Raw genomic sequence first — 23,670 nt, 5'->3', positions numbered from 1 at the left:
AGCACCTTAAATTGTTACTGAATATGAATCTTAAAGTAATGCAATGCTCAATTAATCAATAGGTTAGTCGTGCCTGGCATTTTATATGTCTGCAAGAACGCAAAACTTTCAGTGGACGTTGAACCTGATGAAACAGACGCTCTCGGCAGTGGCTCGTCGCTCACTGTCACCTTCTCAGCGCTATCGGTTAAGGCATTTGGCAAGCCAGGCGCGTGAGCTTGCCGCCCGTGCTTGTGTATGGCGTTGGGAAATCAGTCGGTTTCGCCTGCAACACGAAAGTGCCCATGACATCCTTTACGTGGGCCGCAAACAGCAACGCGACATGGCGAAGTTGCTGATGACCGGACTGGCCAGCCCCCCCTCTGCAATGATCAGCCCTGCTGAACCCACCACGCGACGACCTGTGGTGATGGTCAGCGAAGTGCCCACCGCAGGCGCGCTGACGGTGCCTCACTATGTGAGTGCCGTCGTGCCATTGGGGCGCCCCCTTGAGGACATCACCGCGCGCTATGACAGCGAGTTGCGCCGCAGCATTCGCAAACACCGGCCCCTTTATCACATGCGCCAGGCGCTGTCTGACGAAGACATCGAGTCCGCGGACCGGGAGTTTCTGCGCCCTTATGCCACAGCCCGCAAGGGTCTTCTTGCATCGCAGATACCGACCGATGAAGTCTTCAGAATCGCCAGGCAGGTCGGCAGGCTCGACCTCATCGTCCAGGATGATCAAGTGATCGGTTGTCACCTGGGTTGTGAAGTGGTTCGCGCCGGCAAGCGCTACTGGAGCACGGTGCGTTTCGGCTATTGCGAAGCCGTGTTCTCCGATGCCAAGCGCCTGCGTGAAGTCAACTCGATTACAACTTACATGGCGATGGAGTGGGCGCTTGGGCAGGGCTTCGATTACTACGACATCGGCCTGTGTCTGGCGCGGCCTGACGACGGGCTGTTGAAATGGAAGCGCCGCAGAGGCGGCGACGTCGACTCGCTGGGCAACCACGCCCACCTCTTCGTACGCCTGCCTAAATCCGGTATCGCTCATTTTCTCTGGGAGACACCCCTGTTCGCCGTCGAAGGTGACAAGCTGACGCTGCACCTCGGCGTGCCTGACGGTGCGAGCGAACAGGCGCTGGCCAGTCGTTATCACGAAATGGTCTTCGGCGGGCTCAGCAAGATCTACTTGTACGGGGCCACGGGAGCGGGCGATCAGCTGATCGCGGCGCTCAGGCAGCGTTATGCAGGCCTGCCATCAGCGCCGGCGATGGAGATCATCACCTGTACCTGAGTACGGTCCAGGCAACGCATGGGCCAGGCGGCCACCTTAATCGACAGTTTTGCGGGGAGACGTTCAATGGCAGGTGATAGCTTGCAGCCCAGCACTTTGCCCGCGGCCCTGTCGTCGCGCTCATGGACCCTGGCCGCTTATCAGTACATGGTGCGCAAGCGCCTGCTCAGGCAGCCCTCGCCAGACATCAGGAGCATTGCCGAGCGTTCGTGGGACATTGCGCCGGGCGAGATGTCCATAACCCCGCCCGCGATATTCTTGCCAGGCCAGCTCGAACGCGTCACAGGCTGGGAAGGCAAGCGGTTCTATCCCTTCGTGCACCCGCGCTCGACCATGGAGGGCGGCATCCGCACCGCGCATGGGTCGACCCGCGGCTACCTGTGCAGGGACGTGTGGTTGATCGACGGCGCGTTGTACAAGGGCAGGGCAGCGCAGTGGCTGTCGCACAGGCACAGCGCGTTCCCCCCCCTGAGCGTTGAGCATGAAATCGACCGCGGGGCCATCTACTGCACCCATAACGGCAATGCATGGTTTGGCACCTGGTTGATGGAGGACTGCCCGACCTATGCACTGGCCTGCAACGAGGGCATGCCCGTCACTACCGCGCCCTCTGCAAAGTACCCAATCTTCACCCAGGCCCCTGCCTATGAAGCATGGCTTGGCATGCAGCCGCATCGCCTGCGCACGGCGTTCTTTCGCGAACTGGTGCTGTTCGACGACCAAAGCAACAACCGCGACCGCCACGCCCGCTATCGGGCGATGGGCGACAAACTTCGGGCGCATGTGGCCCATTGCCCGCATCCAGGTGTCTTTCTGCTGCGCGGAGGCGACGGTGATCTGCGCTTGCTGCGCAACGAACTGGCACTGGCTGAGCACTTGCGCGTCACCCGGGGGTTCCGCGTGGTCGATCCGTTGAAAAGCGACGTGCCTTCGATCGTCGCAGCCTGCGCCGGGGCGCACGTGGTCATCGGGGTGGAGGGCAGCCAACTGGTGCACGGCGTGAACGTGCTGGAGGCGGGCGGGTGTCTGCTGACCCTCCAACCCCCGAACCGCTTCGTCAGCTACTACAAGTACCTCACCGACCGCGACCATCAGCATTTCGGGTTCGTGGTTGGCGTGCCCGACGGGGACGGCTTTCGTATCGACATCCAGGAGGTAGAGCGAACGCTGGACCTGTTTCCCTCTCCGGCGGTGTAGTATCGGCCGATTGCATGGGAAGGGGATAAGGCGGCGATGCTTGAGGTATCTCGGTTCTGGCGTGATTCGGCACTGCCTTTCGTCGAGGCGCGAGTGGTCGGAGACGGGCGTCAGGTATGCCATGCCGCTCATTCCCACGAGAGTTTTTCACTCGGGGTAATCACCGGCGGGCGCAGTACTTACGTCAGCGGTCATGACCAGTTCGAGGTGGCGGCCGGCAGCACGGTGTTGATCAACCCGGGTGTGATTCACGCGTGCAATCCTGTCTCGGGTCTGCCGTGGTCGTACATCATGCTGTTCATCGACACGCCATGGTTGGCATCGGTGGGCTTAACCTTGCCGAGCCAACGTTACAGCGCAGCCCCGGGCCTGTACCAGCAAGTGCTATCGGTGTGCGCTGCGCTGTTTGACCCTGATGCGGCTGATCGCGAGCAACGACTTAGAGCGATGCTGTGCGACCTGCCCAGGTTCCTTGGCCAAGAACCGGCGTCAGAGGATGGAATCAACCCACGCCTTGAAGCGGCCGCAGCGTTTATCCGCGCCCATCGAAGCGACCCGCTGACGCTTGAGGACATCGCCACGGCCTGCGGCTTGTCGCGTGCCTACCTGATCCGCGCCTTTGGCAAGCGCTTCGGCTTGACGCCCCACGGTTACCTGCTTGATCAGCGTGTGCAATTGGCCCGCTCGCACTTGCGCCACGGGCAATCGATCGCCGAGGCTGCCCAGTCCGCAGGCTTTGCCGACCAGTCGCACTTGCAGCGGGCATTCAAGCGTCATCTGGCGGCCACCCCCGGCCATTATCGGCAAACCACAGCGTTTAGATGACCAGCCCCAACGCGCTGGCGACCAACAAAGCGGCAAGCGTACGATTCAACAGGCGCAGCGGCCGCGGGCTCTGCAGGTGCTGGCCCGCCACGCTGCCTGCCCAAGCCCAGCAGGCCACGGACACGAAGCATATCGGTGCGTATATCCAGGTAAAGATCCACAGCGCCTGTTGCTCGCCAGCCGTGTAGGCGCCCACCCCGGCCACGGCGGCAAGCCACGCCTTGGGGTTCAACCACTGCATGGTTGCGCCGCACCAGGCTGAAGGGGGTGCGCAGGCATGACCGGCCCCCAGTGCGCCGTCGTCACTGGCGAGTCGCAAGGCCATGTAAAGCAGAAACAGCACCCCACCTGCCTGGAGTACACCCTGTAGCGGCCCCCAATGTCCCAGTAACTGGTGCAGGCCGTTGCCCACCAGGAGCAGGAGCACACAAAAACCGAATGTCGCGCCTGCTGCGTGGCCAAGGCTTGCGCGCAGGCCGTGTCGAACGCCGCTGGCCAGGGCCACCACATTGACTGGCCCAGGCGAAATGGAGGCCGCCAGTGCGAAGGCAGCCATGGACAATGCTAGATTCATGGGAACGTACTCGTGGGTCATTTACCGCACATCATCCAGGCGCAACGTCAGTCAGGTATTGAACAAAAGTGCCTACCTGGTGCCAGGGGAGCGCACCGGCCGTGCACGGGCATAGCTGCTAACGGTTTGTAATAGTTTTGCGCTTACCGAAAAACCTGCTGTGCTTGTAGGATCATCTTCCCTAATTGTTATTCAGGTCACTATGAGCACCTTCGCGGAGCCTCCCAGTCCCCGGCCTTGCTGGCCACATCGTTCAACCCCTTCAATTTTGACGAGTACTCGCTGATGGAATGGCTGGCTGATCCGACGGCCTGGCTAGGCCTGCTCACGCTTATCGTCCTGGAATTGGTGCTGGGTATCGACAACCTGGTATTCATCGCCATCCTGGCAGACAAGCTTCCCCCTCATCAGCGCGACCGCGCGCGCATCATCGGCCTGAGCCTGGCGCTGATCATGCGCTTGGGCCTACTGGCGAGCATCTCCTGGATGGTCACCCTTACGGCGCCGCTGTTCGAGGTGTTCGACAAGAGTTTCTCCGGGCGCGACTTGATCATGCTGTTTGGTGGCGTGTTCCTGCTCTTCAAGGCGACCATGGAATTGCATGAGCGGCTCGAGGGCCATGTTGCCCAGGCCAGCGGCCCCGTTCGTCACGCCGCCTTCTGGCCAATCGTGGCGCAGATCGTGGTACTCGATGCGGTCTTCTCCCTGGATGCGGTGATCACCGCAGTCGGCATGGTCGAACACCTGTCCATCATGATGATCGCGGTGATTTTCTCCATCGGTATCATGATTGTGGCCAGCAAGCCGCTGACCCGGTTCGTCAATGCCCACCCGACGGTCATCATGCTGTGCCTGGGCTTTTTGATGATGATCGGTTTCAGTCTGACCGCAGAAGGCCTGGGCTTCCACATCCCCAAAGGCTATCTGTACGCAGCGATCGGTTTCTCGATTCTGATCGAGCTGTTCAACCAGCTGGCCAGGGCGCGGCGCAAGCGCAGCCTGCAGCAGCATCGACCTTTGCGTGAGCGTACGGCGCATGCGGTGTTGCGCCTGCTGGGCGGTCGTCGCGTCGAAGCTGACGAAGTTGGGGAAGAAATCGCCGACATGCTAGAGGGCAATGGCGAACAGGTGCTGTTCGATCGTCGTGAGCGGATCATGATCAGCGGCGTGCTGAACCTGGCCGAACGCCCGATCCGGACAGTCATGACCGTGCGCTCGGAAGTCGACGTGATCGATCTGGCCCAACCGGCCGACGCCATCACGCGAGCCTTGATCAATTCGCCTTACTCGCGGCTGCCGCTGATCCGTAACGGTCGGGTGGACGAGCCACTGGGCTTCGTGCACAAGAAGGAGCTACTCAAGGAGCTGCTGTCGGGCAATCAGCCTGACCTGGAAGGCATGGCCCGGGCACCGTTGAACCTGCTGGACAGTTTCAGCATCCTCAATGCACTCGAACAGATGCGCAGCCAATCCACCCACATTGCTTTCGTGGTCAACGAGTTCGGTGATTTCACGGGTGTGCTGACCATGACCGACATTCTTGAATCCATCGCCGGTGAGCTACCTGACGCCAGTGAAGTGGAGGGGCCTGGGATCATCCAGGATGGGGAGGGCTTCGTCGTCAGCGGCGCAGTGAACCTGGCTCAGGTGCAGGCTCGAACGGGCTTCGCCGCCCGTGCGACCGAGGACTACCAGACCCTGGCGGGCCTGGTGATGAGCTTGCTCGATCGCCTTCCGGTAGTAGGCGATCGTCTTGCCTGGAATGACTGGACGCTGATCGTCGAGGCGGTAGAAGAGCGTCGGGTGCGTCAGGTGCGCCTCAAACAGAACGCCGACGGTGACGCAGCATGTGCTTGAATCCTTCGATGACCAGCACCACCACGGCCCCCCAGATGGGCAGGTAGGTCAGCCATTGGTCTGCACCGATGGTTTCGCCCAACAGCAAGGCTACGCCGACCAGCAAGACAGGCTCGACGTAGCTGAGCAACCCGAACAGGCTGAACTGCAATAGCCTGCTGGCCATGACGTAGGCGATCAACGCAGACGCGCTGATCGCTCCCAGCACGGGAATGAGTACGTAAAGGCCGGGATGGGCCTGCATGTCGGCGCTGGAAAGCGGCCCTTGCACCACGAAGTAGAGGGCCCAAGGCAACAGCAGGCACATGTCGCACCACAGCCCGCCCAGATGATCCGTGCCGCAGCGGCGCCGGAGCACGAAATAAATGGGGTAGCCGACCACCACTACCAAGGTTTCCCAGGCGAAACTGCCATGCTGATACAGTTCATGGCCCACACCAAGCGCCGCACAGCCCACTGCAATTTTCTGCAAGTGCGACAATTGCTCGCCGTAGACCAACCGGCCCGTGAGCACCATGGCCAGGGGCAACATGAAGTACCCCATCGACACTTCCAGACTGCGTCCGTGCAGCGGCGCCCACAGGAACAGCCACAGTTGCACGCCCATCAGCCAGGACGTACCCACCATACCCAGCAGCAGCTGTGGTGTACGCCGGACCCTGCGCAGCAGTTCGCCCACCCTTGCCCAGTCCTTGGACACCAGCATGAACAGGGTCAGGCATGGCAGCGTGAGCAGGGTGCGCCAGCCGAAGATTTCCTCGCCGTCCAGTGGCTTGAGCAGCGATGTATAGAAGTACATCACGGCGAACAGGCAGGACGCCGTGACCGATGTAACAATCCCTTTTGACACAAGTGCCTCGTATGCAGGAGATGAGCGTTGAGATCAGCCGCGCATGATCTCAGGGGGCGTGCTCTGCGGCAACCGCGAAGCGGCGGGCTGCGCCGCCAGCGCCTGCAGAAACTGAGCGGCAGGCATGGGTTTGGCGTATAGATAACCCTGCTGGAAGTGAACCCCATGTTGTTCGAGGTAATCACGCTGAACCGCCGTTTCGACGCCTTCGGCTACGATGCCAAGACCCAACTTGACCGACAGCTCGATGATGGTTTCGAGAATGGCAACGGACAACGCGTCCCCGCCGATCAAGGCGACGAAGCTCTGGTCGATCTTCAGGTAATCCACCTTGAACTGCCTGAGGTAGTTGAGGCTCGACTGGCCCGTGCCGAAATCGTCGAGGGCGATCATTACGCCGATCTCATGCAACTGCTCGAACAGCTCCAGCGTCGTGGGCGAGGGTTCGAGCAACTTGCGTTCGGTCAACTCCAGGGTGAGGATGACCCGACCGGGTGGGAAGTGGGCCAGGAATGCGCGGCAGTCATCCAGAAGCTCAAGGCTGCGGCAGTGGTCGGCCGTGATGTTGATGCCAATGTGGAACCCGTCCTCCATCAGGGCGACATAGGGCGCCAGGCTGCTCGCCGTATGCTTCATCAGCGAACGGGTCATCGCCACGATCTGACCGCTGTGCTCGGCATAGGGAATGAACAGGTCGGGCCTAACCAGACCTTCACTCGGGTGATTCCAGCGCATCAGCACTTCTGCACCGGCCCAGCGGTAATCCCCTCGACGAACCACAGGCTGGAAGTAGGGCATGAACTCGTCGGCCTCCAATGCCCTGCGCAGCTCGGCACGCGGCGAGGTGGCCCGCCTGATCTGCCAGCGACAGACAACGCCGGCAAGAACGCCCAGCACCGCCAGTAAGCCCAGAAGCGCCAGATAGTGGCTGCGCCAAAGCCGGCTCGACTGGTGCGCCATATAGCCGCCTTCAACGCTGAACGGATAATGTGCAGACGCCATGAACACGGGGGCGCTAACCGCAACCGGTGCCGGCCCCCGGTGAACGATGCCGTCTCGGCCCATCCAGGCGTTTCCCACGCGCAGGTACAGTGCGTGGCCTGCACCCAGCAGACGCAGCGCCATCAGCAGATGATCGCCATCGACCGTGGTGATTGCCGCGCGGTCTTTGTCACTGGCGCGATAGACCAGTAGCGGGTGCCCAGGTGTGACGGAATTGCCGTCCATCAACCACAAGTGCCCATCGACATAGTCGCTGGCTGTTACCGGTTCATCGAACGCCCCGAACAACGAACTGCAGTACAACCGATCCTGATTGACCAGGTTGGTCGAGCGAATGAAGGCGTTGCGGGTCACTTCGCCACGTAACAGCAGCTGCGCCTCGGTACACGGCGTACCCGCCGAGGGTAGCAACGCGATCGCCGTACGCGAGGCGCCGTCGAGGATGCGCTCGACATGTTCGATGACTTGCTCGGCAGTCGCTCGGCTGCCGGCTTGCAGATCACGCTCAATCTGCCAGTTCATAACGGTCAGGCCGCATGCGATAGGGAATGCGCCGACCATCCAGGGCAGCAGGGTTCGCCAGCCGAAGCCTGAGCGCGATTTTCTAGAAAGGGGCATAGTGGCAACTGATCGAAGGAGACGTTACAAAGCATAGCCCTGTGCCCAGGGGTGAGGAACTAATGCGGGACAAAACAAATTACGCTGTGTAGAATCGGTTTACGAAAAAAACAATAAGGCGCCTTTGTTCCGAAGGCGTCACACCTGCTGAGTACGGGTCCTATGACATACCCTGGCTTCAGATTGATCATTGGTGACTTCCTCGCGCGCAGTGTGCGGGGCATTCCGTGCTCCCCGCCGGCGCTGTTCGACATCCCAGGCAAACATTGAATTCGCTGCAGATGAGGACACGCACATGGCTGATATTTTCGACAATCCTATGGGTTTGATGGGCTTTGAGTTCATCGAGCTGGCTTCGCCTACTCCCGGGGTTCTGGAGCCTGTATTCCAGATGTTGGGCTTCACCAAGGTGGCCACCCACCGCTCCAAGGATGTGCACCTGTATCGACAGGGCGACATCAACCTGATCTTGAACAATGAACCCAGAAGCGTAGCTTCGTATTTCGCCGCTGAGCATGGCCCGTCCATTTGCGGCATGGCGTTTCGTGTGCGCAACGCTCACGATGCTTACGCCCGCGCCCTGGAGCTGGGCGCACAGCCCGTCGAGATCGAGACGGGCCCGATGGAACTGCGTCTTCCGGCGATCAAGGGCATCGGCGGTGCCCCGCTTTACCTTATCGACCGTTTTGAAGAAGGTAGCTCGATCTATGACATCGACTTCAACTTCATCGACGGCGTGGATCGCCACCCGACCGGTGCAGGCCTGAAGGTCATCGACCACCTGACCCATAACGTCTATCGCGGGCGCATGGCCTATTGGGCTGGGTTCTACGAGAAGTTGTTCAACTTCCGCGAAATACGCTACTTCGATATCAAGGGGGAATACACAGGTCTGACCTCCAAGGCGATGACTGCGCCCGATGGCATGATCCGGATTCCGCTCAACGAAGAATCGTCCAAGGGTGCGGGGCAGATCGAAGAGTTCCTGATGCAGTTCAATGGCGAAGGCATTCAGCATGTCGCGTTCTCGACCGACGACCTGGTCAAGACCTGGGATGCGCTCAAAGGTCTGGGCATGCGCTTCATGACCCCGCCGCCGCAGACTTACTACGAGATGCTTCCCGAGCGCCTGCCTGATCATGGTGAGCCGGTGGATCAGCTTCAGGCACGTGGCATTTTGCTGGACGGTGCAGCACAAGCCGGGGACAAACGACTGTTGTTGCAGATATTCTCCGAAACGCTGCTGGGGCCGGTGTTCTTCGAGTTTATCCAGCGCAAGGGTGACGACGGATTCGGAGAAGGCAACTTCAAGGCGCTGTTCGAATCCATCGAGCGTGACCAGGTTCGCCGCGGCGTGCTCAGCGTCGAGTAAATACCGGCGGTGCCGTCATGGTCCTGGGCGATCGACGGCACTGTTTCGCTGCCTGCCGCGCATTTTGCTCAACACCATGTAGATCACCGAGCCCGTCATGAGCCCCACCAGCATCAATGAAGGGAGCATCTTGAACACGGCAGTGCGCAGTTCCTGGGCGGCGTAACCCGCGGGATAGCCAGCGACCACCCGGTAAGGGTACTGGGTGGACCCCAGTTCATGGGTGAATTCCGCGACGGAAGGCCTTGTACCGTTCAGGCTATCGCCATCCTTCCAGACAGAGTGCTTGTCAAACTCCAACACCAGCGCGAGTCCGTCCTTGAAAGCGTCAAGTTCAGTGCGCAATTGCACTGGAAAGCTTGTTGCGATCACGCCTTTTTGCTCACCTTGCACGTACATGTTCATCAGCAAGTAACCCTTCGCATCCAGCATCAGGTGGTTGAACGTCAACAGTTGCCCGGTCGAGGCGATTTCAGTCAGCAGCTCATGCGAGTCCGAGGCGGAGCTGCAATAGGCCTTGCCGTCATCAATCACAGCCAGCGACCTGAGCATCGAACGGCTGGTCACCTGGTCGACAAGGGCGCGTCTGATGCTACTGCAAGGCTGACCAGCCAGTGGCAGCGTGCTCATGGCCACCTCTTGTACGCGGTCCAAGGCTTGATCGACGCTGAAAACCGCCTCCCGAACCGACACTTCAGCGTTGTCCGCAAGCTTGGCCTCCTGCTGATAGTTGATGACCAGTAGTCCTGAAAAGACAGGTACCAGACCTACAGCCATCAGCAGTACCAACTCAAGCAGGCTCCGCCCCGCATGCATGAACTTGTCCATCGATCATCGTTCCTCAAGCCTCGCGCTGCCCAGGGTAGGCAGCTGGCTCAAGCCTAGGGCGTTGTCGAAAGCACCACTGTAGGGGGATAGCCGAGAAGGTGTGGGATTTGGTTAGGCTGAACGTAGTTGCCATCCGTATTCATAAGCGGTGCAGCAACAGATGAATGGGCTTGCGCCGGCACATCCGGGGCAGGAGTGTCTGCGTGTCGCGCTGGCCTATGCTAACGTGGCACGGCGCATGGAGCTTGCGTGCAGGCCCATCACTAAGGCCACCGGCTTTCGCTTAACGACGGAGAACCACATTGGTCGGCAAAGAAGGACCTGGAGTCTCAACGAGATCGGTCGCAACTAGACTCTCCAAACGGACACGCCCAAGCGATTTCAAGGAACAAGTAATCCGCTTCGATTGGTCGCATACGCCTCTGGGGGCCTTGCCCCACTGGCCTGCCTGCTTGCGCATCGCAGTCGACACCATGTCTCGCTCGCCGTTTGCGTGTGCTGTGGTGTGGGGCAGTCAACTGACGGTCATACCCAACGACGCCTATGTGGCGCTCAAGGGATCGCCAATCACGTTAGGTGCGCGTTTCGATACGCTGTGGCACGACGACTGGGAAAGTCTGGGCCCGTCTGTGTTCGACGCGCTAGCGGGCCGTTCCAGTTTCATCGAACATCCGCCAGTCCACATCGCTCGCTGCGATCACGCTGACGGCATCTGGTGCGCCTTGGGTTATACCCCCCTGAACGATGAGTTAGGGGAGGTCGCAGGGTTTGTCCATACGATCATCGAAACCACGGCGACCAAGGGGGGCCGTGAGCATTGGCGAAGCCAGGCCATGTCGTTGGAGAGGCAGATTGCATCTCATGCCAGCGAGCTGGAAAGAATCTGGCAGCTGTCAAACGACGCCATGATGACGGTCACCTCCGACCTCAAGCTGCACAATGCCAATCCCACCTGGCTAAGCATTCTCGGATGGGAGCTGGAGCAGGTGCGGCACTTGCCCATCTTGTCCCTGGTCCACCCTGCAGACCTTGCACAGGTCCAGCTAGCGATTGAATCGCTGCTGCGTCGTAACGATACCCATCAGATCGAGACGCGCCTGCGGCACCGTGAAGGCCACTACCACTGGTTTAGATGGCGTGCGCGAGTGGGTGCGAGATTGGTGACCATCGTAGGGCGAGACATCACCGGAACACGCGAAGAGGCCATGCGCCAATCCCGCATGTTGATGCGTAACACCGAGCGCATGGAGGCGGTGGGACAATTGGCCGGCGGCATGGGCAACGAGATGAACAACCTGCTGTCGGGTATTGGGGGTGGGCTTGAGCTACTGCAGCTGCGACTCCAGGAAGGGCGCCTGGAACGTATCGAGGAGTATGTGAAGCTTTCTCGTGATTCGGTACTACGCGCCATGGAACTGACCCATCGCCTGCTCGCCTTTTCTCGTGATCGGCCTTCGGCGCCGAGACCGTTTCACCTCAATCGCCAACTGCGCCTGAGCGAGCCGCTGCTGCTGAGCGCTCTGGGCCCCGAGATGCACATCGACTGGCAACTGGACGTCGCATCCTGGGTCGTAGCCTTGGACATTGCGGCGTTCGAAAACGCATTGCTGTGCCTGTGCGCCAATGCGCGCGAGGCAAGCCTAGGCAAGGGCACCGTGAGGGTTCGCAGCGTCAACGAACGGCTGAGCGTGCCCTTTCCGGATGAAACAGGGTTGCCTGCCGGCGACTATGTGGCCCTGCATATAGCCGATGAAGGTCATGGCATGCCGGCCAGCGACGTGGCCAGGGCTTTCGAACCCTTCTTCACCAGCAAGCCTCCAGGTCGGGGGGCTGGGCTGGGGCTATCAATGGTCTACGGTTTCGTTCGTCAATCGGGTGGCTATGCGTGGATCGAGTCTACGGTGGGCGAGGGGACCAAGGTAAGCATGCTGTTCCCACGCTGCTTTGAGGCCGTTCACGAAACGCTCGCCGGTCGCAAGAGCTCAAGCCGGGTAGGGAGCGGCGAGCGCGTACTGCTGGTCGATGATGAATCGAACCTGCGTACGGTGATGCGCGAATACTTGATTGAATCTGGCTTCGATGTAACCGATGTCGCAGATGCCAACAGTGCTCTGCAGCGCTTTCGCCAGGATGAACCTTTCGAGCTGGTGATTACTGACATCGGGTTGCCCGGCAGCTTCAATGGCAGGCAAGTGGCCAAGGCCATGCGCATGCTCAAGCCAGACCAGAAGATCCTGTTCATCACGGGCTATGCCTTGCAGGAAATCGACTCCGACGCCACTGAGCAGCCCGGAACGGCGCTTCTGCGCAAGCCATTCCAGCTGGCGCAGTTGGCGGAGCAGGCATTGGAGATGATCGACAGCTGACGCAGGGTGGCCGCGAGTCTAAAGGTCTTTCTGCAGGAATGGATCATCAGGGTTCTGGCGCTCGAGTTCGGCGAGCAGCACCTGGACATTCTGCAACTGTCCGGACGCTTTCCAGTACTCGATCAACAGGACTCTGGCTTGCCGATTGGCTGGCGCTCTGCTCAAGATGGCTTCCAGCTGTCTCTGAGCCGCATCCAGCTGTTCAAGGTCATGCAAGGTCGTGGCAAGGGTCAGACGATACTCGGCATTGTCCGGCTCCAGTTCGACCGCCCGCGACAGCGCCAATAGCGCGTATTCCTGCTGGTCGTGACGAATCAGCCAACGGCCGAGTTCATGCTGCAAGAACGCCGAATCGGGTGTCACTGCCAACGCATCGGCCAGCACCTGACGTGCAACATCGTGCGCCCCTTGGCGCTCGAGCACGGTCACCTTCAACGCCACGGCATCGAGGTTGCTGTTATCGCCCGCCAATGCCCGCTCGATGGCAGCGGCCGCCTTGGCATACTCGTCCTCGTGCAGGTACAGGCGGGCCAGCTGGACCTGTGCATCGACGTCCTGGGGCTGGGCGAGCAGAACCTGCTCCTGCGCCCCAATGGCTTCGTGCAAGGCACGCAGATACAGGCCCATGCTGTCAGCGTCCACGTCCAACAGCGCCCCTACGGCCGCAAAACGAACGCTCTGATCGCTGTCTTCAAGCAGGGGGCCAAGTATCAGGCTCCGCTGAGGCCCAGGCAGCAGGCGGCTGATCGCGGACACGGCGGCGCGACGAACGATGGCATCGGCATGGTCCAGATCTGCCTGGGCCAGCTTGAAGGCTAGCGCAGACGGGTAATTGGGCAGCTCGGCATACAGGGCCGCTCGGCGGATGGCCGGTAGGTCATGGCGCTGAAGCTGTTGGTACAAGACCCGTGCAGCGCCGGGCTGACCGTCATGGGCCTGGCGCAGTGCCTTCACGTAGCTATGCGGGGGCAGTGCTGGCTGATCAGGCTCCACGTCGCGCCACAGATAACCGAACAGCGCTGACAGCATCATCAACGCCAGCAGTGCAATCAGGTAGCGGGTACGTCTTGGCATCGGACGGTCCGTGTGTCAGGAGAGGCAAAGCTTGGGCCAGCCTTCGGTTAAATGCAACCGGGCTGGGTACGCCTGTGGCAGGCTTTGCCTGAAACCCGCAGGCCCGAGCAAAAAAAGCCCCGCAGAACTCGATCTGCGGGGCAAACGGCCGGTCCGGGACCAACCAAAGGAGCTTGTTGAGCTGCGGTTCAGTGCGAGCTGGCTACCGTGTCAGGTTGCCAGCCGCCACCGAGTGCCTTGTAAATTGAAACGATTCCCCGATAGAGGTCGACCTCGCCAAGGGCCTGTGCATCCTCCGCACTCAGGCGCTCGCGCTCGGCATCGAGCAGCACCAGGTAATCGACTGACCCCTCGCGGTAGCGGATCGACGCCAGGTCGGCCGCTTTGCGGCTGGCCTCGCTCTGGCGCATCAGCGACAGCAGCCGCTGCTGGATCTTGTCGTAGTCGCTGAACGCATTGGCCGACTCTTCCAACGCCAGCAATACCTGCTGCTCATAGTTAGCCAGCGCGCCTTGCGCGTCGGCTTTGGCGCCGCGCAGGCGTGCCCTCACGCTGCCCAAGTCAAAGGCCGCCCAAGTAATGCTGGGCCCCAACCCCCAGGCGCCCGCTGCCGAGGAGCCGAGCTGGGAGCCGCGCGCTGCGGTGAAGCCCAGGAAACCGCTCAGGCTCACCCGGGGAAACAGATCTGCCGTCGCCACCCCGACGTTTGCGGTGGCCGCAGCGAGCTGGCGTTCGGCGCTGCGTATGTCGGGGCGTCGGCGCAGCAGTTCACCAGGGTCACCGACAGGCAAGGCCTTGGCGATGGCTGGCAGTGCTTTGGGGGACAGGTCAACGCCGATTGCGTCAGGTCGACGGCCCAGCAAGGTGGCGATGCGATGCCGTGATCTGGCCTGTTGGGCCTGCAACTGCGGCACACTGGCTTCGACCCCTGCCAAGCGCGCGTCGGCCCGTACCACGTCCAGTTCATTACCCACCCCGGCATCGCGCAGCGTTTCAGTGATGGTGCGCGATTGTTGCTGGGTCTTGAGGTTCGCCAAGGCTATGTGTTCACGCAGTTGCGCGCCGCGCAGCTGACCGTAGGCGTCGACCAGCTCGGCGATTAGGCTGACCTGAAGTTGCTGAAGGTCAGCCGCCGCTGCTGCTTCCTGAGCCTGGCTGGCTTCGATCTGGCGCGTAACCCGCCCGAACAGGTCGACTTCCCACGCCATGTCCAGGCCCAGGTCGTAGCGCTCGGCATTGACCCGATGGTCAGTCTGGCCAGGCACCTGGCCTTTGCCCACTTCACTGCTGGCACGGCTGGTCACGACCGGGAACAGATCGTTTTCGGCATCGTCCCGAATCGCCCTGGCCGACTTGAGTCGTGCGAAAGCGACCCGTAGATCTCGGTTACCTTCCAACGAGGCCTGCACCAGTTGGTTCAGGGTCGGGTCGTCGAACTGTTTCCACCACAGGCTCTCGAAACGGGTGCGGTCATAGGCCTTGGCCTGGGCATCGACGTCCAGCTGAGCTGGGGCAGTAGCCGGCGCGTGGTAATCAGGCCCTACCGCGCAGGCCGCCAGGGCCAGGCTGAGCAGGCTCGGTGTCAGGTGTTTGAACAGGTTCATGCAGGGTTCTCCAGCGGATGGATGCGCTCGGCCTTGCGGGCCTGACGTCGCTCGACAAAACGGCGGATCAGGAAGAAGAACACCGGGGTCAGGAACAGGCCGAACACCGTGACGCCGATCATCCCGGAGAACACCGCCACGCCCATGGCATGACGCATCTCCGAGCCTGCTCCCGAGCTGAACACCAGCGGTACGACACCCATGATGAACGCGATGGACGTCATCAGGATGGGGCGCAAGCGCAGACGGCAGGCTTCCAGCACCGCAGCCAGAGGATCGAGGCCTTTGGCCTGCTCGTCTTTGGCGAACTCCACGATCAGGATGGCGTTCTTGCAGGCAAGCCCGACCAGAACGATGAGCCCGATCTGGGTGAAGATGTTGTTGTCACCACCGGAGACAATGACGCCAGTAATGGCCGAGAGCAGCGTCATCGGCACGATCAGGATCACCGCCAAGGGCAGGCTCCAGCTCTCGTACTGGGCGGCCAGTACCAGGAACGCCAACAACACGCACAACGGGAACACGAACAGCGCAGTGTTGCCCGAGAGGATCTGCTGGTAGGTCAGGTCCGTCCACTCGAAGGTCATGCCGTTGGGCAATTCCTGCTTCAGGAGTTTCTCGATGGCCGCTTCTGCCTGGCCTGAGCTGTACCCAGGCGCCGCTGCGCCATTGATTTCTGCGGTGATGAAGCCGTTGTAGTGCATCACGCGGTCGGGCCCGGAGGTGTCGGTGACCTTGAGGAACGTGGCCAATGGGATCATCTCGCCCCGATTGTTGCGCACCTTCAACTGTCCGATCTGCTCGGCGTTGAGCCGGAACTGCTGCTCGGCCTGCACGTTGACCTGGTAGGTACGTCCGAATCGGTTGAAGTCATTGGTATACAGCGACCCCAGGTACACTTGCAGAGTGTCGAAGATATCGTTGATGGCCACGCCGTGGGTCTTGGCTTTCTCACGATCGATGGCCGCATCGACCTGCGGCACGTTGACCTGGTAGCTGGTGAACAGTCCCGCAAGCTCAGGCACCTCATGGCTCTTGGCAATGATGTTCTGGGTTTCCTTGTACAGCGCTTCGTAACCCAGGTTGCCACGGTCCTCGATCTGCAGGCGGAAGCCACCGATGGTGCCGAGCCCTTGCACGGGCGGCGGTGGGAAGATCGCGATGTAGGCGTCCTGAATGTCGGCGAACTGGGCGTTCAAGGCTGCGGCGATGGCAGCGGCCGACTGGCTGGGGTCCTTGCGCTCGTCGAAGGGCTTGAGAGGCGTGAACACGATGCCGCTGTTGGGGCTGTTGGTGAAGCCATTGATGGACAGGCCCGGGAACGCGACAGAGTCCGCCACGCCCGGTTGCTTGAGGGCAATCTCGCTCATGCGCTTGATCACCGCTTCGGTGCGATCAAGGCTGGCGGCATCCGGCAATTGGGCAAACGCCACCAAGTACTGCTTGTCCTGGGCAGGCACGAAACCGGTCGGCGTGGAGGAGAAGCCCAGATAGGTCAGGCCCATCAAACCGGCATAGACGAACAGGGCGATGCCACTGGAACGGATCACTCGGCGGACACCGCCCACGTAGCGATGGCTGGCGCGGTCGAAGAAGCGGTTGAAGGGCGCAAAAAGCCAGCTACCCAGCAACCTGTCCAACAGCCGCGAGAATTTGTCCCTGGGCGCATGGTGGTCCTTGAGCAGTACCGCCGCCAAGGCAGGGGACAGGGTCAGCGAGTTGAACGCCGAGATCACCGTGGAGATCGCAATGGTCAGGGCAAACTGCTTGTAGAACTGTCCAGTCAGCCCCGAGATGAACGCTGCGGGTACGAACACCGCGCACAGCACCAAGGCGGTGGCGATGATCGGGCCTGTCACCTCGCTCATGGCTTTTTGCGTGGCTTCGAGCGGTTTGAGACCCAGCCCGATGTTGCGCTCGACGTTCTCCACTACCACGATGGCGTCATCGACCACGATGCCGATTGCCAGCACCAACCCGAACAAGGAAAGGGCATTGAGCGAGAAGCCGAACAGGTGCATCACGGCGAAGGTGCCGATCAGCGATACCGGTACGGCCAGTAGCGGAATGATCGATGCACGCCAGGTCTGCAGGAACAGGATGACCACCAGCACCACCAGTACCAATGCTTCGAACAGCGTGTGCACCACCGCCTCGATCGAGCCGCGCACGAACACGGTAGGGTCGTAGACGATGCTGTAGTCCATGCCCTCGGGGAAGTCTTTCTTCAATTCCGCCATCTTGGCGCGTACTTCATCGGAGATGTCGATGGCGTTCGAGCCCGGGCGCTGGAAGATCGGGATGGCCACGGCAGGCTGGTTGTTGAGCAGCGAGCGCAGCGCGTACTGGCTAGAGCCCAGTTCGACACGAGCGATGTCCTTCAGGCGCGTGATCTCACCGTCCGCACCGGCACGGATGATGATGTTCTCGAATTCTTCCTCATTGACCAGGCGGCCCTGGGTGTTGATCGAGAGCTGGAAGCTGGTGGAGCCCGGCGCCGGCGGAGCACCCAGCTGACCCGCGGCCACCTGGCGGTTCTGCTCGCGAATTGCAGTGACCACATCGGTGGCCGTCAGGTTGCGCGAGGCGGTCTTGTTCGGGTCCAGCCAGACGCGCAGGGAGTAGTCGCCCATGCCAAACAGCTGCACATCACCCACACCACCCAACCGTGCCAGCTCGTCCTTGATGTTCAGGATGGCGTAGTTGGACAGGTAGAGCATGTCATAGCGGTTGTCCGGTGAAGTCAGGTGCACGACCATGGTCAGGTCGGGCGACGCCTTGTCCACCGTGATACCGATACGTGTCACTTCCTCGGGCAGCTTGGGCTGCGTGCGGGTCACACGGTTCTGCACCTGCACCTGGGCATTGTCCAGGTCGGTCCCCAGGGCGAAGGTGATGGTCAAGGTCAGCTTGCCATCGGCGGTGGATTGCGAGGACATGTAGAGCATGTTCTCGACCCCGGTAATGGCTTGCTCCAGGGGCGCGGCAACGGTTTCGCCGATGACCTTGGGGTTGGCACCCGGGAAGTTGGCGCGTACCACAACCGTAGGCGGTACGACCTCAGGGTGTTCACTGATGGGCAACTGGAACAGCGAAATGGAGCCTGCGATCAGCAGCACCAGTGACAGCACCGCCGCGAAGATGGGCCGTGTGATGAAGAATTTGGAGAAGTTCATCGGTGGGGTTCCTCAACCGCGCGGCGCAGGCGCGCTGGCGCCCTGATTGGTGTTGCCGGCCACTTTGGCCGTGCGGGTGCTCGCCTCCAGAGCCTGACGTTGCTCGGCAAGCGCGGCCAGTGTCTGCTCGCTGGCCATTGGCGCTTCTTCAGGGGTGACCTGGGAGCCTGGACGCACTCGCTGCAGGCCCCTGACCACAATGCGGTCGTCCTTGCCCAGCCCGCTGCGCACGATGCGCAAGCCCTCAAGCTTTGGCCCCAACTCGACAGCGCGATAGGCCGCCTTGTTGTCTTTGTCCATGACCAGCACGAACTTCTTGCCAAGGTCGGTGCCCACCGCTTCGTCGTTGATCAGCACCGCATCGTATTGAGCGCTGCCGACCAGCTTCAGGCGTGCATACAGGCCAGGGGTGAATTCACCGCGTTTGTTGTCGAACACGGCCCGGCCACGAATGGTGCCGGTGCGCGGGTTGACCTGGTTGTCGACGAAGTTCATCTGCCCCAGGTGCGGGTTGCCAGTCTCGTTGGTCAGGCCCAGGTAGACCGGGGTGCTTTGCCCGCGCTGGCCTTGGCGGGCCAGCTGTGTGTACTTGAGGTAGACGCGTTCGTCAGCATCGAAATAGGCGTACACCTTGTCAGTGGAGACCACGCTGGTCAGGGGCGTGACATCGGCAGTGACGATGTTGCCGGCGGTGAACTGCGCGCGGCTCACGCGGCCGTTGATAGGGGAGGTGACACGGGTGAAGCTCAGGTTCAAACGTGCCAGGTCAAGTTGGGCCTGGATGGCATCTACGCCGGCGCGTGCTTCGGCCGCAGCACTGTTGCGTGACTCTGCCAGTTCGGCGGAGATGGCGTTGCTGTCTCGTAGACGCTCACCCCGGCGAGCTTCATTGGCGCTTCGGATGGCACTGGCCTTGGCTTGCTGCAGCTGGGCCTCAAGGCGGCGGACTTCAGCCTGGAAGGGCCGAGGGTCGATCTGGAACAACAGGTCACCCTTGCGTACCTGGGCGCCTTCGGTGAACGCCACTTGGTCGATCTGGCCCGACACACGGGGGCGCACCTCGACGGTTTCCGGTGCTTCCAGGCGTCCGGTGAACTCGTCCCATTCGTTGATCGGCTGTTCGATCACCTTGGCCACGGTGACCTTCGGAGCTGCCGGGGCCTGCGCGGCATCGGGGGTTTTGCTGCAAGCGCCGAGCGCTACCACTGCGAGGGCTGCAAGTGGAACACCGAAAGGTTTGAGTGACTGCTCCATGGAGAACTCCGCCAATATATTAGGAATGGGCGGAGTGTGAGTGTGTTGCGTGCGGGGAACGAATCGAATGGGCTGAAGGTTATTATCATGGTGAATGATATGAACCCATCGGCTATCGCCACCTGGTGATGAAGGAGCCGCTCAGCGGTGGGGCGCCCCCGGCGCCCCCAATGAGTCAGGGCTGGCTTGCACCCTTGCTTGATGCGCCTTCCGAGCCAGTGCCGTCCATGCCCGGTAAATCCTGGTTGTCGTTCTGCTGCGCCGGCGGGCTGTCTGGATCATTGCCCTGTAGCCTTGGATCGGTATCACGGGGCATGGGCTTCTCGATCGGGTTGAGCGTGCTGTCTGCACCCGGCTTGGGTGCCTGGTTGTGCGGGTCATCCGGGTAGGTAGGCCCGGTGCCGGCCGCCAGGGCCAGGGGCGAGGCAAGCAGGGCAAGCAACAGGAAGCTGGGACGATTCATGGCAATCTCCTTTGCAACGGGCAGGGCAGGTTCGTAACCTTTGGCCTTGCCCGGCCGTTCAAAGTGCCAGCACTCCGATCAACGGTCACACCACCAGCGACAGCGCCATGATGAATACAATGCCGACCACCGACAGCAGGGTCTCCATCATGCTCCAAGTCTTGAAGGTCTCGGCCACAGTCATGTTGAAGTACTGCTTGACCAGCCAGAAACCGGCATCGTTGACATGGGACAGGATCAGCGACCCGGCACCGGTCGCCAGCACCAGCAGTTCACGGTTGACCCCAGGCACCAGGTCGATCACAGGTGCCACGATTCCCGCACCGGTAATGGTCGCCACGGTGGCAGAGCCCGTGGCAATTCGAATCACTGCGGCGACCAGCCAGGCCAGCAGAATCGGTGATATCTCGGCCTGTACAGCCATTTGCCCGATCACGTTACCGACACCGGTATCGACCAGCATTTGCTTGAAACCGCCGCCAGCGCCAACGATCAGGACGATGGCAGCCGTGGGCGCGAGGCTGTGATCGAGCATCTTCATGATCTGTTGGCGGTTGAAGCCGCGCGCCGAGCCAAAGGTGTAGAACGCCAGCAGCAAGGCGGCGAGCAGCGCAGTGATGGGGTGCCCGATCAGGTCCATCCATTGGCGCACGATGTGCTCAGCAGGCAATACCACATCGGCGAAGGTCTTGAGCAGCATCAGCACCACCGGCAGCAAGACGGTGATCAAGGTGACGCTGAAGCTCGGCAGGTTGGCCTGGTCCGATTCCTTGGCGATCTGGTCCATCAGCTCCTGTGAAGGGTGCCCAGGGATATAGCGCGAGATGAAGTTGCCGAACAGTGGGCCGGCGATGATGGCCGTGGGCAGGGCCACGATCAGGCCGTAGAAGATGGTCTTGCCGATGTCGGCATGGAAGATGCCGATGGCCAGCAACGGCCCCGGGTGCGGCGGTACCAGGCCGTGCACGACGGACAGACCTGCCAGCAAGGGGATGCCGATCTTGATCAGCGACACTCCGGAGCGCCGCGCGACGATGAAGACCAGTGGGATGAGCAGGACGAAGCCAATCTCGAAGAACAGCGGGATGCCCACCAGAAAGGCAGCGAACATCATGGCCCAGTGCACGTTCTTCTTGCCAAAGGCCCGAATGAGGGTCTGAGCGATCTGATCGGCCCCGCCGGAATCGGCCATCAGCTTGCCCAGCATCGTACCCAGTGCGAGCACGATGCCGACGAACCCGAGCACGCCTCCGAAACCGTCCTGGAACGACTTCATGACCTTGGCTACCGGCATACCCGAGGTCAGGCCGAGGAAGCCGGCAGCCAGGGTGAGGGCAACGAAGGGGTGCACCTTGAAATGAGTGATAAGCAGGATCAGCCCGACGATGGTAACCAGCGCGTCGAGGAGCAGGAAAGTATCAGTAGCCAGTCCGAACATGGTGTATAGGCCTCGGTCTTATCGTTGTTTTTGGCGTAGCTTGTTGGGTAAGACATTGCATGAATGGGCTAAGACAGCGCTGTCTTGACGGTCCGAAATGCGAGCAGACTCAGGCAGTCTGCGCAACACTGTGCTCGGCGCAGCGCTTGAGCCAGCCGTCGACCGCCTCGGCAAGCGCAACGATCGGCTGAGTGGCGTCCAGCGTCAGGGTGAGCGGTTCATCGTAGGGCGGCTCAAGGGCGGCGAACTGGCTCTGGATGAGGCTGGCCGGCATGAAATGCCCTGGTCGCGCCAGAACCCGTTGCTCAGCTTGGGCAGGGGTGAGCTCAAGAAAGACGAACATCAGCCCAGGCATCGCGCAGCGCAATGTGTCGCGGTAGCTGCGCTTGAGTGCGGAACAGGTGAGAATCGGCCGCATGCCGGCCTCACTCGTCGCTTGCATCTCCTGGCCCAGGCGTACCAGCCAACCGGCACGGTCATGGTCATCCAAGGGAATACCGGCGCTCATCTTGTCGATATTGGCCTGCGGGTGGAACGCGTCACCTTCGATCAGGTGTCCGCCGCTGTAGGCGGCGATGGCAGACGCAATGCAGCTCTTGCCGCACCCGGCCACACCCATGACCACGATGGCGGGCAGTGGAGAATTCATCTGTACCTCCTGCTGGGTGGGACAGCGCTGTCTTGGGCTCGGGCAGCGCGGTCTCCCCAATGTTTATTGATCTTGTGCTTACGCAGTATGGACGCCGTGCGGCAATCACCTGAGAGCAACCTGCAAACAGCCGTTGCCTACGTCCTGAGACAGCGCTACCTTAGAGGCCGTTCCCAGTCCTTGCAAGTAGTAAAATTACAACATTATGGCCCGCATTGGTTCGCGCACAACTGGTCGTCCCACCCTGGCTGAAGTCGCCAGACTGTCCGGGGTTTCCCCCATCACTGCATCCCGGGCCTTGCGCGGCGTCAGTACCGTGGCCCCTGAACTCGCGGCCAAGGTTGTGGCTGCGGCCACCACCCTTGGCTATGTGGCCAATCCCGCCGCCCGCGCGTTGGCATCTGCCCGCAGCCACTCGGTCGTGGTGCTCATACCGTCGCTGTCCAATCAGTTGTTCATCGACACACTGGAAGCCATCCATGATGTGATGCGCCCACGAGGGCTGGAGGTGCTGATCGGCAACTACCACTACGATACCGCCGAGGAAGAAAACCTCATTCGCAATTACCTGGCCTATCAGCCTTGTGGCATGCTGCTGACCGGTTTCGAACGCACCGACGCTTCGCGTCAGATGCTCGCGGCCAGTGGCGTACCCTGCGTGCACATGATGGAACTGGACGGGGAGGCCGACGCGTTGGCGGTAGGCTTTTCCCAACACCAGGCTGGCCGGGCCGCAGCCCAACACCTGATCGAACGCGGTTGCACCCGGCCTGGATTTATTGCAGCACAGCTGGATCCCCGGGTCATGCAGCGGGCTGAGGGCTTTCGGCTAGCGCTGGCCGAAGCTGGATTGCACGCGCCCGAGCGGGAGGTCCTGACCCCGGCCCCGTCCTCGATCGCACTGGGAGGGGAGTTGTTCAGCCGCCTGATCAGGCAAGCCCCCGAGGTGGATGGCATCTTCTTTTGCAACGATGACCTTGCCCAAGGCGCGGTGCTTCAAGCGCTGCGCCAGGGCATCCGTGTCCCGCAGCAGGTGGCCATGGTCGGCTTCAACGATCTGCCGGCTTCGGCGCACATGGTGCCCAGGCTTACTTCCATTCGCACGCCAAGGGCTGCGGTGGGACGTGTCGCCGCCCAGGCGTTGTTGACGCTGCTCGATGGCAAAGCCGTGACGCCAGCCCGGCAGGACCTGGGGTTTGAGTTGATGGTGCGAGAAAGCTCCTGAGGTTTCACGCGCACCGGTT

The 23,670-nt window shown here is 61.2% G+C and carries 18 protein-coding genes; 7 read left to right on the top strand and 11 right to left on the bottom strand.

Features of this window, described 5'->3' with window-relative positions:
* The first annotated feature begins 127 nt into the window (after nt 1-127).
* The 3 genes from NMB38_RS11650 to NMB38_RS11640 all read left to right on the top strand — a co-directional run bounded on the left by NMB38_RS11650 (nt 128) and on the right by NMB38_RS11640 (nt 3,301).
* The gene (locus NMB38_RS11650; RefSeq protein ID WP_027914923.1) at nt 128-1,279 is read left to right on the top strand and encodes a GNAT family N-acetyltransferase; all 1,152 of its coding nucleotides are present in this window, start codon (nt 128-130) and stop codon (nt 1,277-1,279) included.
* A gap of 66 nt (nt 1,280-1,345) precedes the next feature.
* Complete coding sequence (locus tag NMB38_RS11645) at nt 1,346-2,476, top strand: glycosyltransferase 61 family protein (RefSeq protein WP_027914924.1); 1,131 nt, start codon at nt 1,346-1,348, stop codon at nt 2,474-2,476.
* A 36-nt stretch (nt 2,477-2,512) separates the two neighbouring features.
* The gene (locus NMB38_RS11640) at nt 2,513-3,301 is read left to right on the top strand and encodes a helix-turn-helix transcriptional regulator (RefSeq protein ID WP_027914925.1); all 789 of its coding nucleotides are present in this window, start codon (nt 2,513-2,515) and stop codon (nt 3,299-3,301) included.
* Here the strand turns inward: NMB38_RS11640 and NMB38_RS11635 are convergent.
* Nucleotides 3,294-3,875: a LysE family translocator gene (locus NMB38_RS11635; protein ID WP_027914926.1), complete on the bottom strand. Its 582-nt coding sequence runs from the start codon at nt 3,873-3,875 to the stop codon at nt 3,294-3,296. The genes NMB38_RS11640 and NMB38_RS11635 overlap by 8 nt on opposite strands.
* A gap of 285 nt (nt 3,876-4,160) precedes the next feature.
* Here NMB38_RS11635 and NMB38_RS11630 point away from each other — a divergent pair, with 285 nt between their 5' ends.
* Nucleotides 4,161-5,732 (top strand): TerC family protein, encoded by a 1,572-nt coding sequence (locus NMB38_RS11630; RefSeq protein WP_027914927.1) that lies wholly within the window; start codon nt 4,161-4,163, stop codon nt 5,730-5,732.
* Here the strand turns inward: NMB38_RS11630 and rarD are convergent.
* Both rarD and NMB38_RS11620 read right to left on the bottom strand, forming a co-directional pair.
* Nucleotides 5,695-6,582 (bottom strand): EamA family transporter RarD, encoded by an 888-nt coding sequence (rarD, locus tag NMB38_RS11625; RefSeq protein ID WP_490806075.1) that lies wholly within the window; start codon nt 6,580-6,582, stop codon nt 5,695-5,697. The genes NMB38_RS11630 and rarD overlap by 38 nt on opposite strands.
* A 33-nt stretch (nt 6,583-6,615) precedes the next feature.
* Complete coding sequence (locus tag NMB38_RS11620; RefSeq protein WP_027914929.1) at nt 6,616-8,202, bottom strand: EAL domain-containing protein; 1,587 nt, start codon at nt 8,200-8,202, stop codon at nt 6,616-6,618.
* A gap of 295 nt (nt 8,203-8,497) precedes the next feature.
* On the opposite strand from NMB38_RS11620, the gene hppD reads away from it, so the two are divergent.
* Nucleotides 8,498-9,574, top strand: a complete 1,077-nt coding sequence (hppD, locus tag NMB38_RS11615; protein WP_027914930.1) for a 4-hydroxyphenylpyruvate dioxygenase — start codon at nt 8,498-8,500, stop codon at nt 9,572-9,574.
* A gap of 15 nt (nt 9,575-9,589) precedes the next feature.
* Here hppD and NMB38_RS11610 read toward each other — a convergent pair whose 3' ends face one another.
* Nucleotides 9,590-10,402, bottom strand: a complete 813-nt coding sequence (locus tag NMB38_RS11610) for a CSS-motif domain-containing protein (protein WP_028687464.1) — start codon at nt 10,400-10,402, stop codon at nt 9,590-9,592.
* Between the two features lie 473 nt (nt 10,403-10,875).
* Between NMB38_RS11610 and NMB38_RS11605 the strand changes: the two genes are divergently transcribed.
* Entirely contained in the window at nt 10,876-12,768 is a 1,893-nt protein-coding gene (locus tag NMB38_RS11605; RefSeq protein WP_345956217.1) for a hybrid sensor histidine kinase/response regulator, read from the top strand.
* An 18-nt stretch (nt 12,769-12,786) separates the two neighbouring features.
* On the opposite strand, the gene NMB38_RS11600 is transcribed toward NMB38_RS11605, so the two are convergent.
* The 7 genes from NMB38_RS11600 to NMB38_RS11570 all read right to left on the bottom strand — a co-directional run bounded on the left by NMB38_RS11600 (nt 12,787) and on the right by NMB38_RS11570 (nt 22,426).
* Nucleotides 12,787-13,842 carry a tetratricopeptide repeat protein gene (locus tag NMB38_RS11600; RefSeq protein WP_027914932.1) on the bottom strand — a complete coding sequence of 352 codons (1,056 nt, stop codon included), beginning with the start codon at nt 13,840-13,842 and terminating at the stop codon, nt 12,787-12,789.
* Nucleotides 13,843-14,030: 188 nt separating this feature from the next.
* Entirely contained in the window at nt 14,031-15,446 is a 1,416-nt protein-coding gene (locus tag NMB38_RS11595; protein ID WP_254286702.1) for an efflux transporter outer membrane subunit, read from the bottom strand.
* The gene (locus tag NMB38_RS11590) at nt 15,443-18,622 is read right to left on the bottom strand and encodes an efflux RND transporter permease subunit (protein ID WP_494354788.1); all 3,180 of its coding nucleotides are present in this window, start codon (nt 18,620-18,622) and stop codon (nt 15,443-15,445) included. Before NMB38_RS11590 ends, NMB38_RS11595 begins: the two co-directional genes overlap by 4 nt.
* 12 nt (nt 18,623-18,634) lie before the next feature.
* The gene (gene mexE / locus NMB38_RS11585; RefSeq protein ID WP_027914935.1) at nt 18,635-19,876 is read right to left on the bottom strand and encodes a multidrug efflux RND transporter periplasmic adaptor subunit MexE; all 1,242 of its coding nucleotides are present in this window, start codon (nt 19,874-19,876) and stop codon (nt 18,635-18,637) included.
* Nucleotides 19,877-20,051: 175 nt separating this feature from the next.
* Complete coding sequence (locus NMB38_RS11580; RefSeq protein WP_027914936.1) at nt 20,052-20,339, bottom strand: hypothetical protein; 288 nt, start codon at nt 20,337-20,339, stop codon at nt 20,052-20,054.
* A gap of 85 nt (nt 20,340-20,424) precedes the next feature.
* Complete coding sequence (locus tag NMB38_RS11575) at nt 20,425-21,777, bottom strand: GntP family permease (protein ID WP_027914937.1); 1,353 nt, start codon at nt 21,775-21,777, stop codon at nt 20,425-20,427.
* Between the two features lie 109 nt (nt 21,778-21,886).
* Nucleotides 21,887-22,426 carry a gluconokinase gene (locus NMB38_RS11570; RefSeq protein ID WP_027914938.1) on the bottom strand — a complete coding sequence of 180 codons (540 nt, stop codon included), beginning with the start codon at nt 22,424-22,426 and terminating at the stop codon, nt 21,887-21,889.
* A 205-nt stretch (nt 22,427-22,631) separates the two neighbouring features.
* On the opposite strand from NMB38_RS11570, the gene gntR reads away from it, so the two are divergent.
* Entirely contained in the window at nt 22,632-23,651 is a 1,020-nt protein-coding gene (gene gntR, locus NMB38_RS11565; RefSeq protein WP_027914939.1) for an HTH-type transcriptional regulator GntR, read from the top strand.
* The last annotated feature ends 19 nt before the right edge of the window (nt 23,652-23,670 follow it).

The organism is Pseudomonas sp. FBCC-B35 (assembly GCF_059133755.1).
Note: the sequence above shows the minus strand (reverse complement) of the source record. Positions and strands in the feature narration are given on the sequence as shown.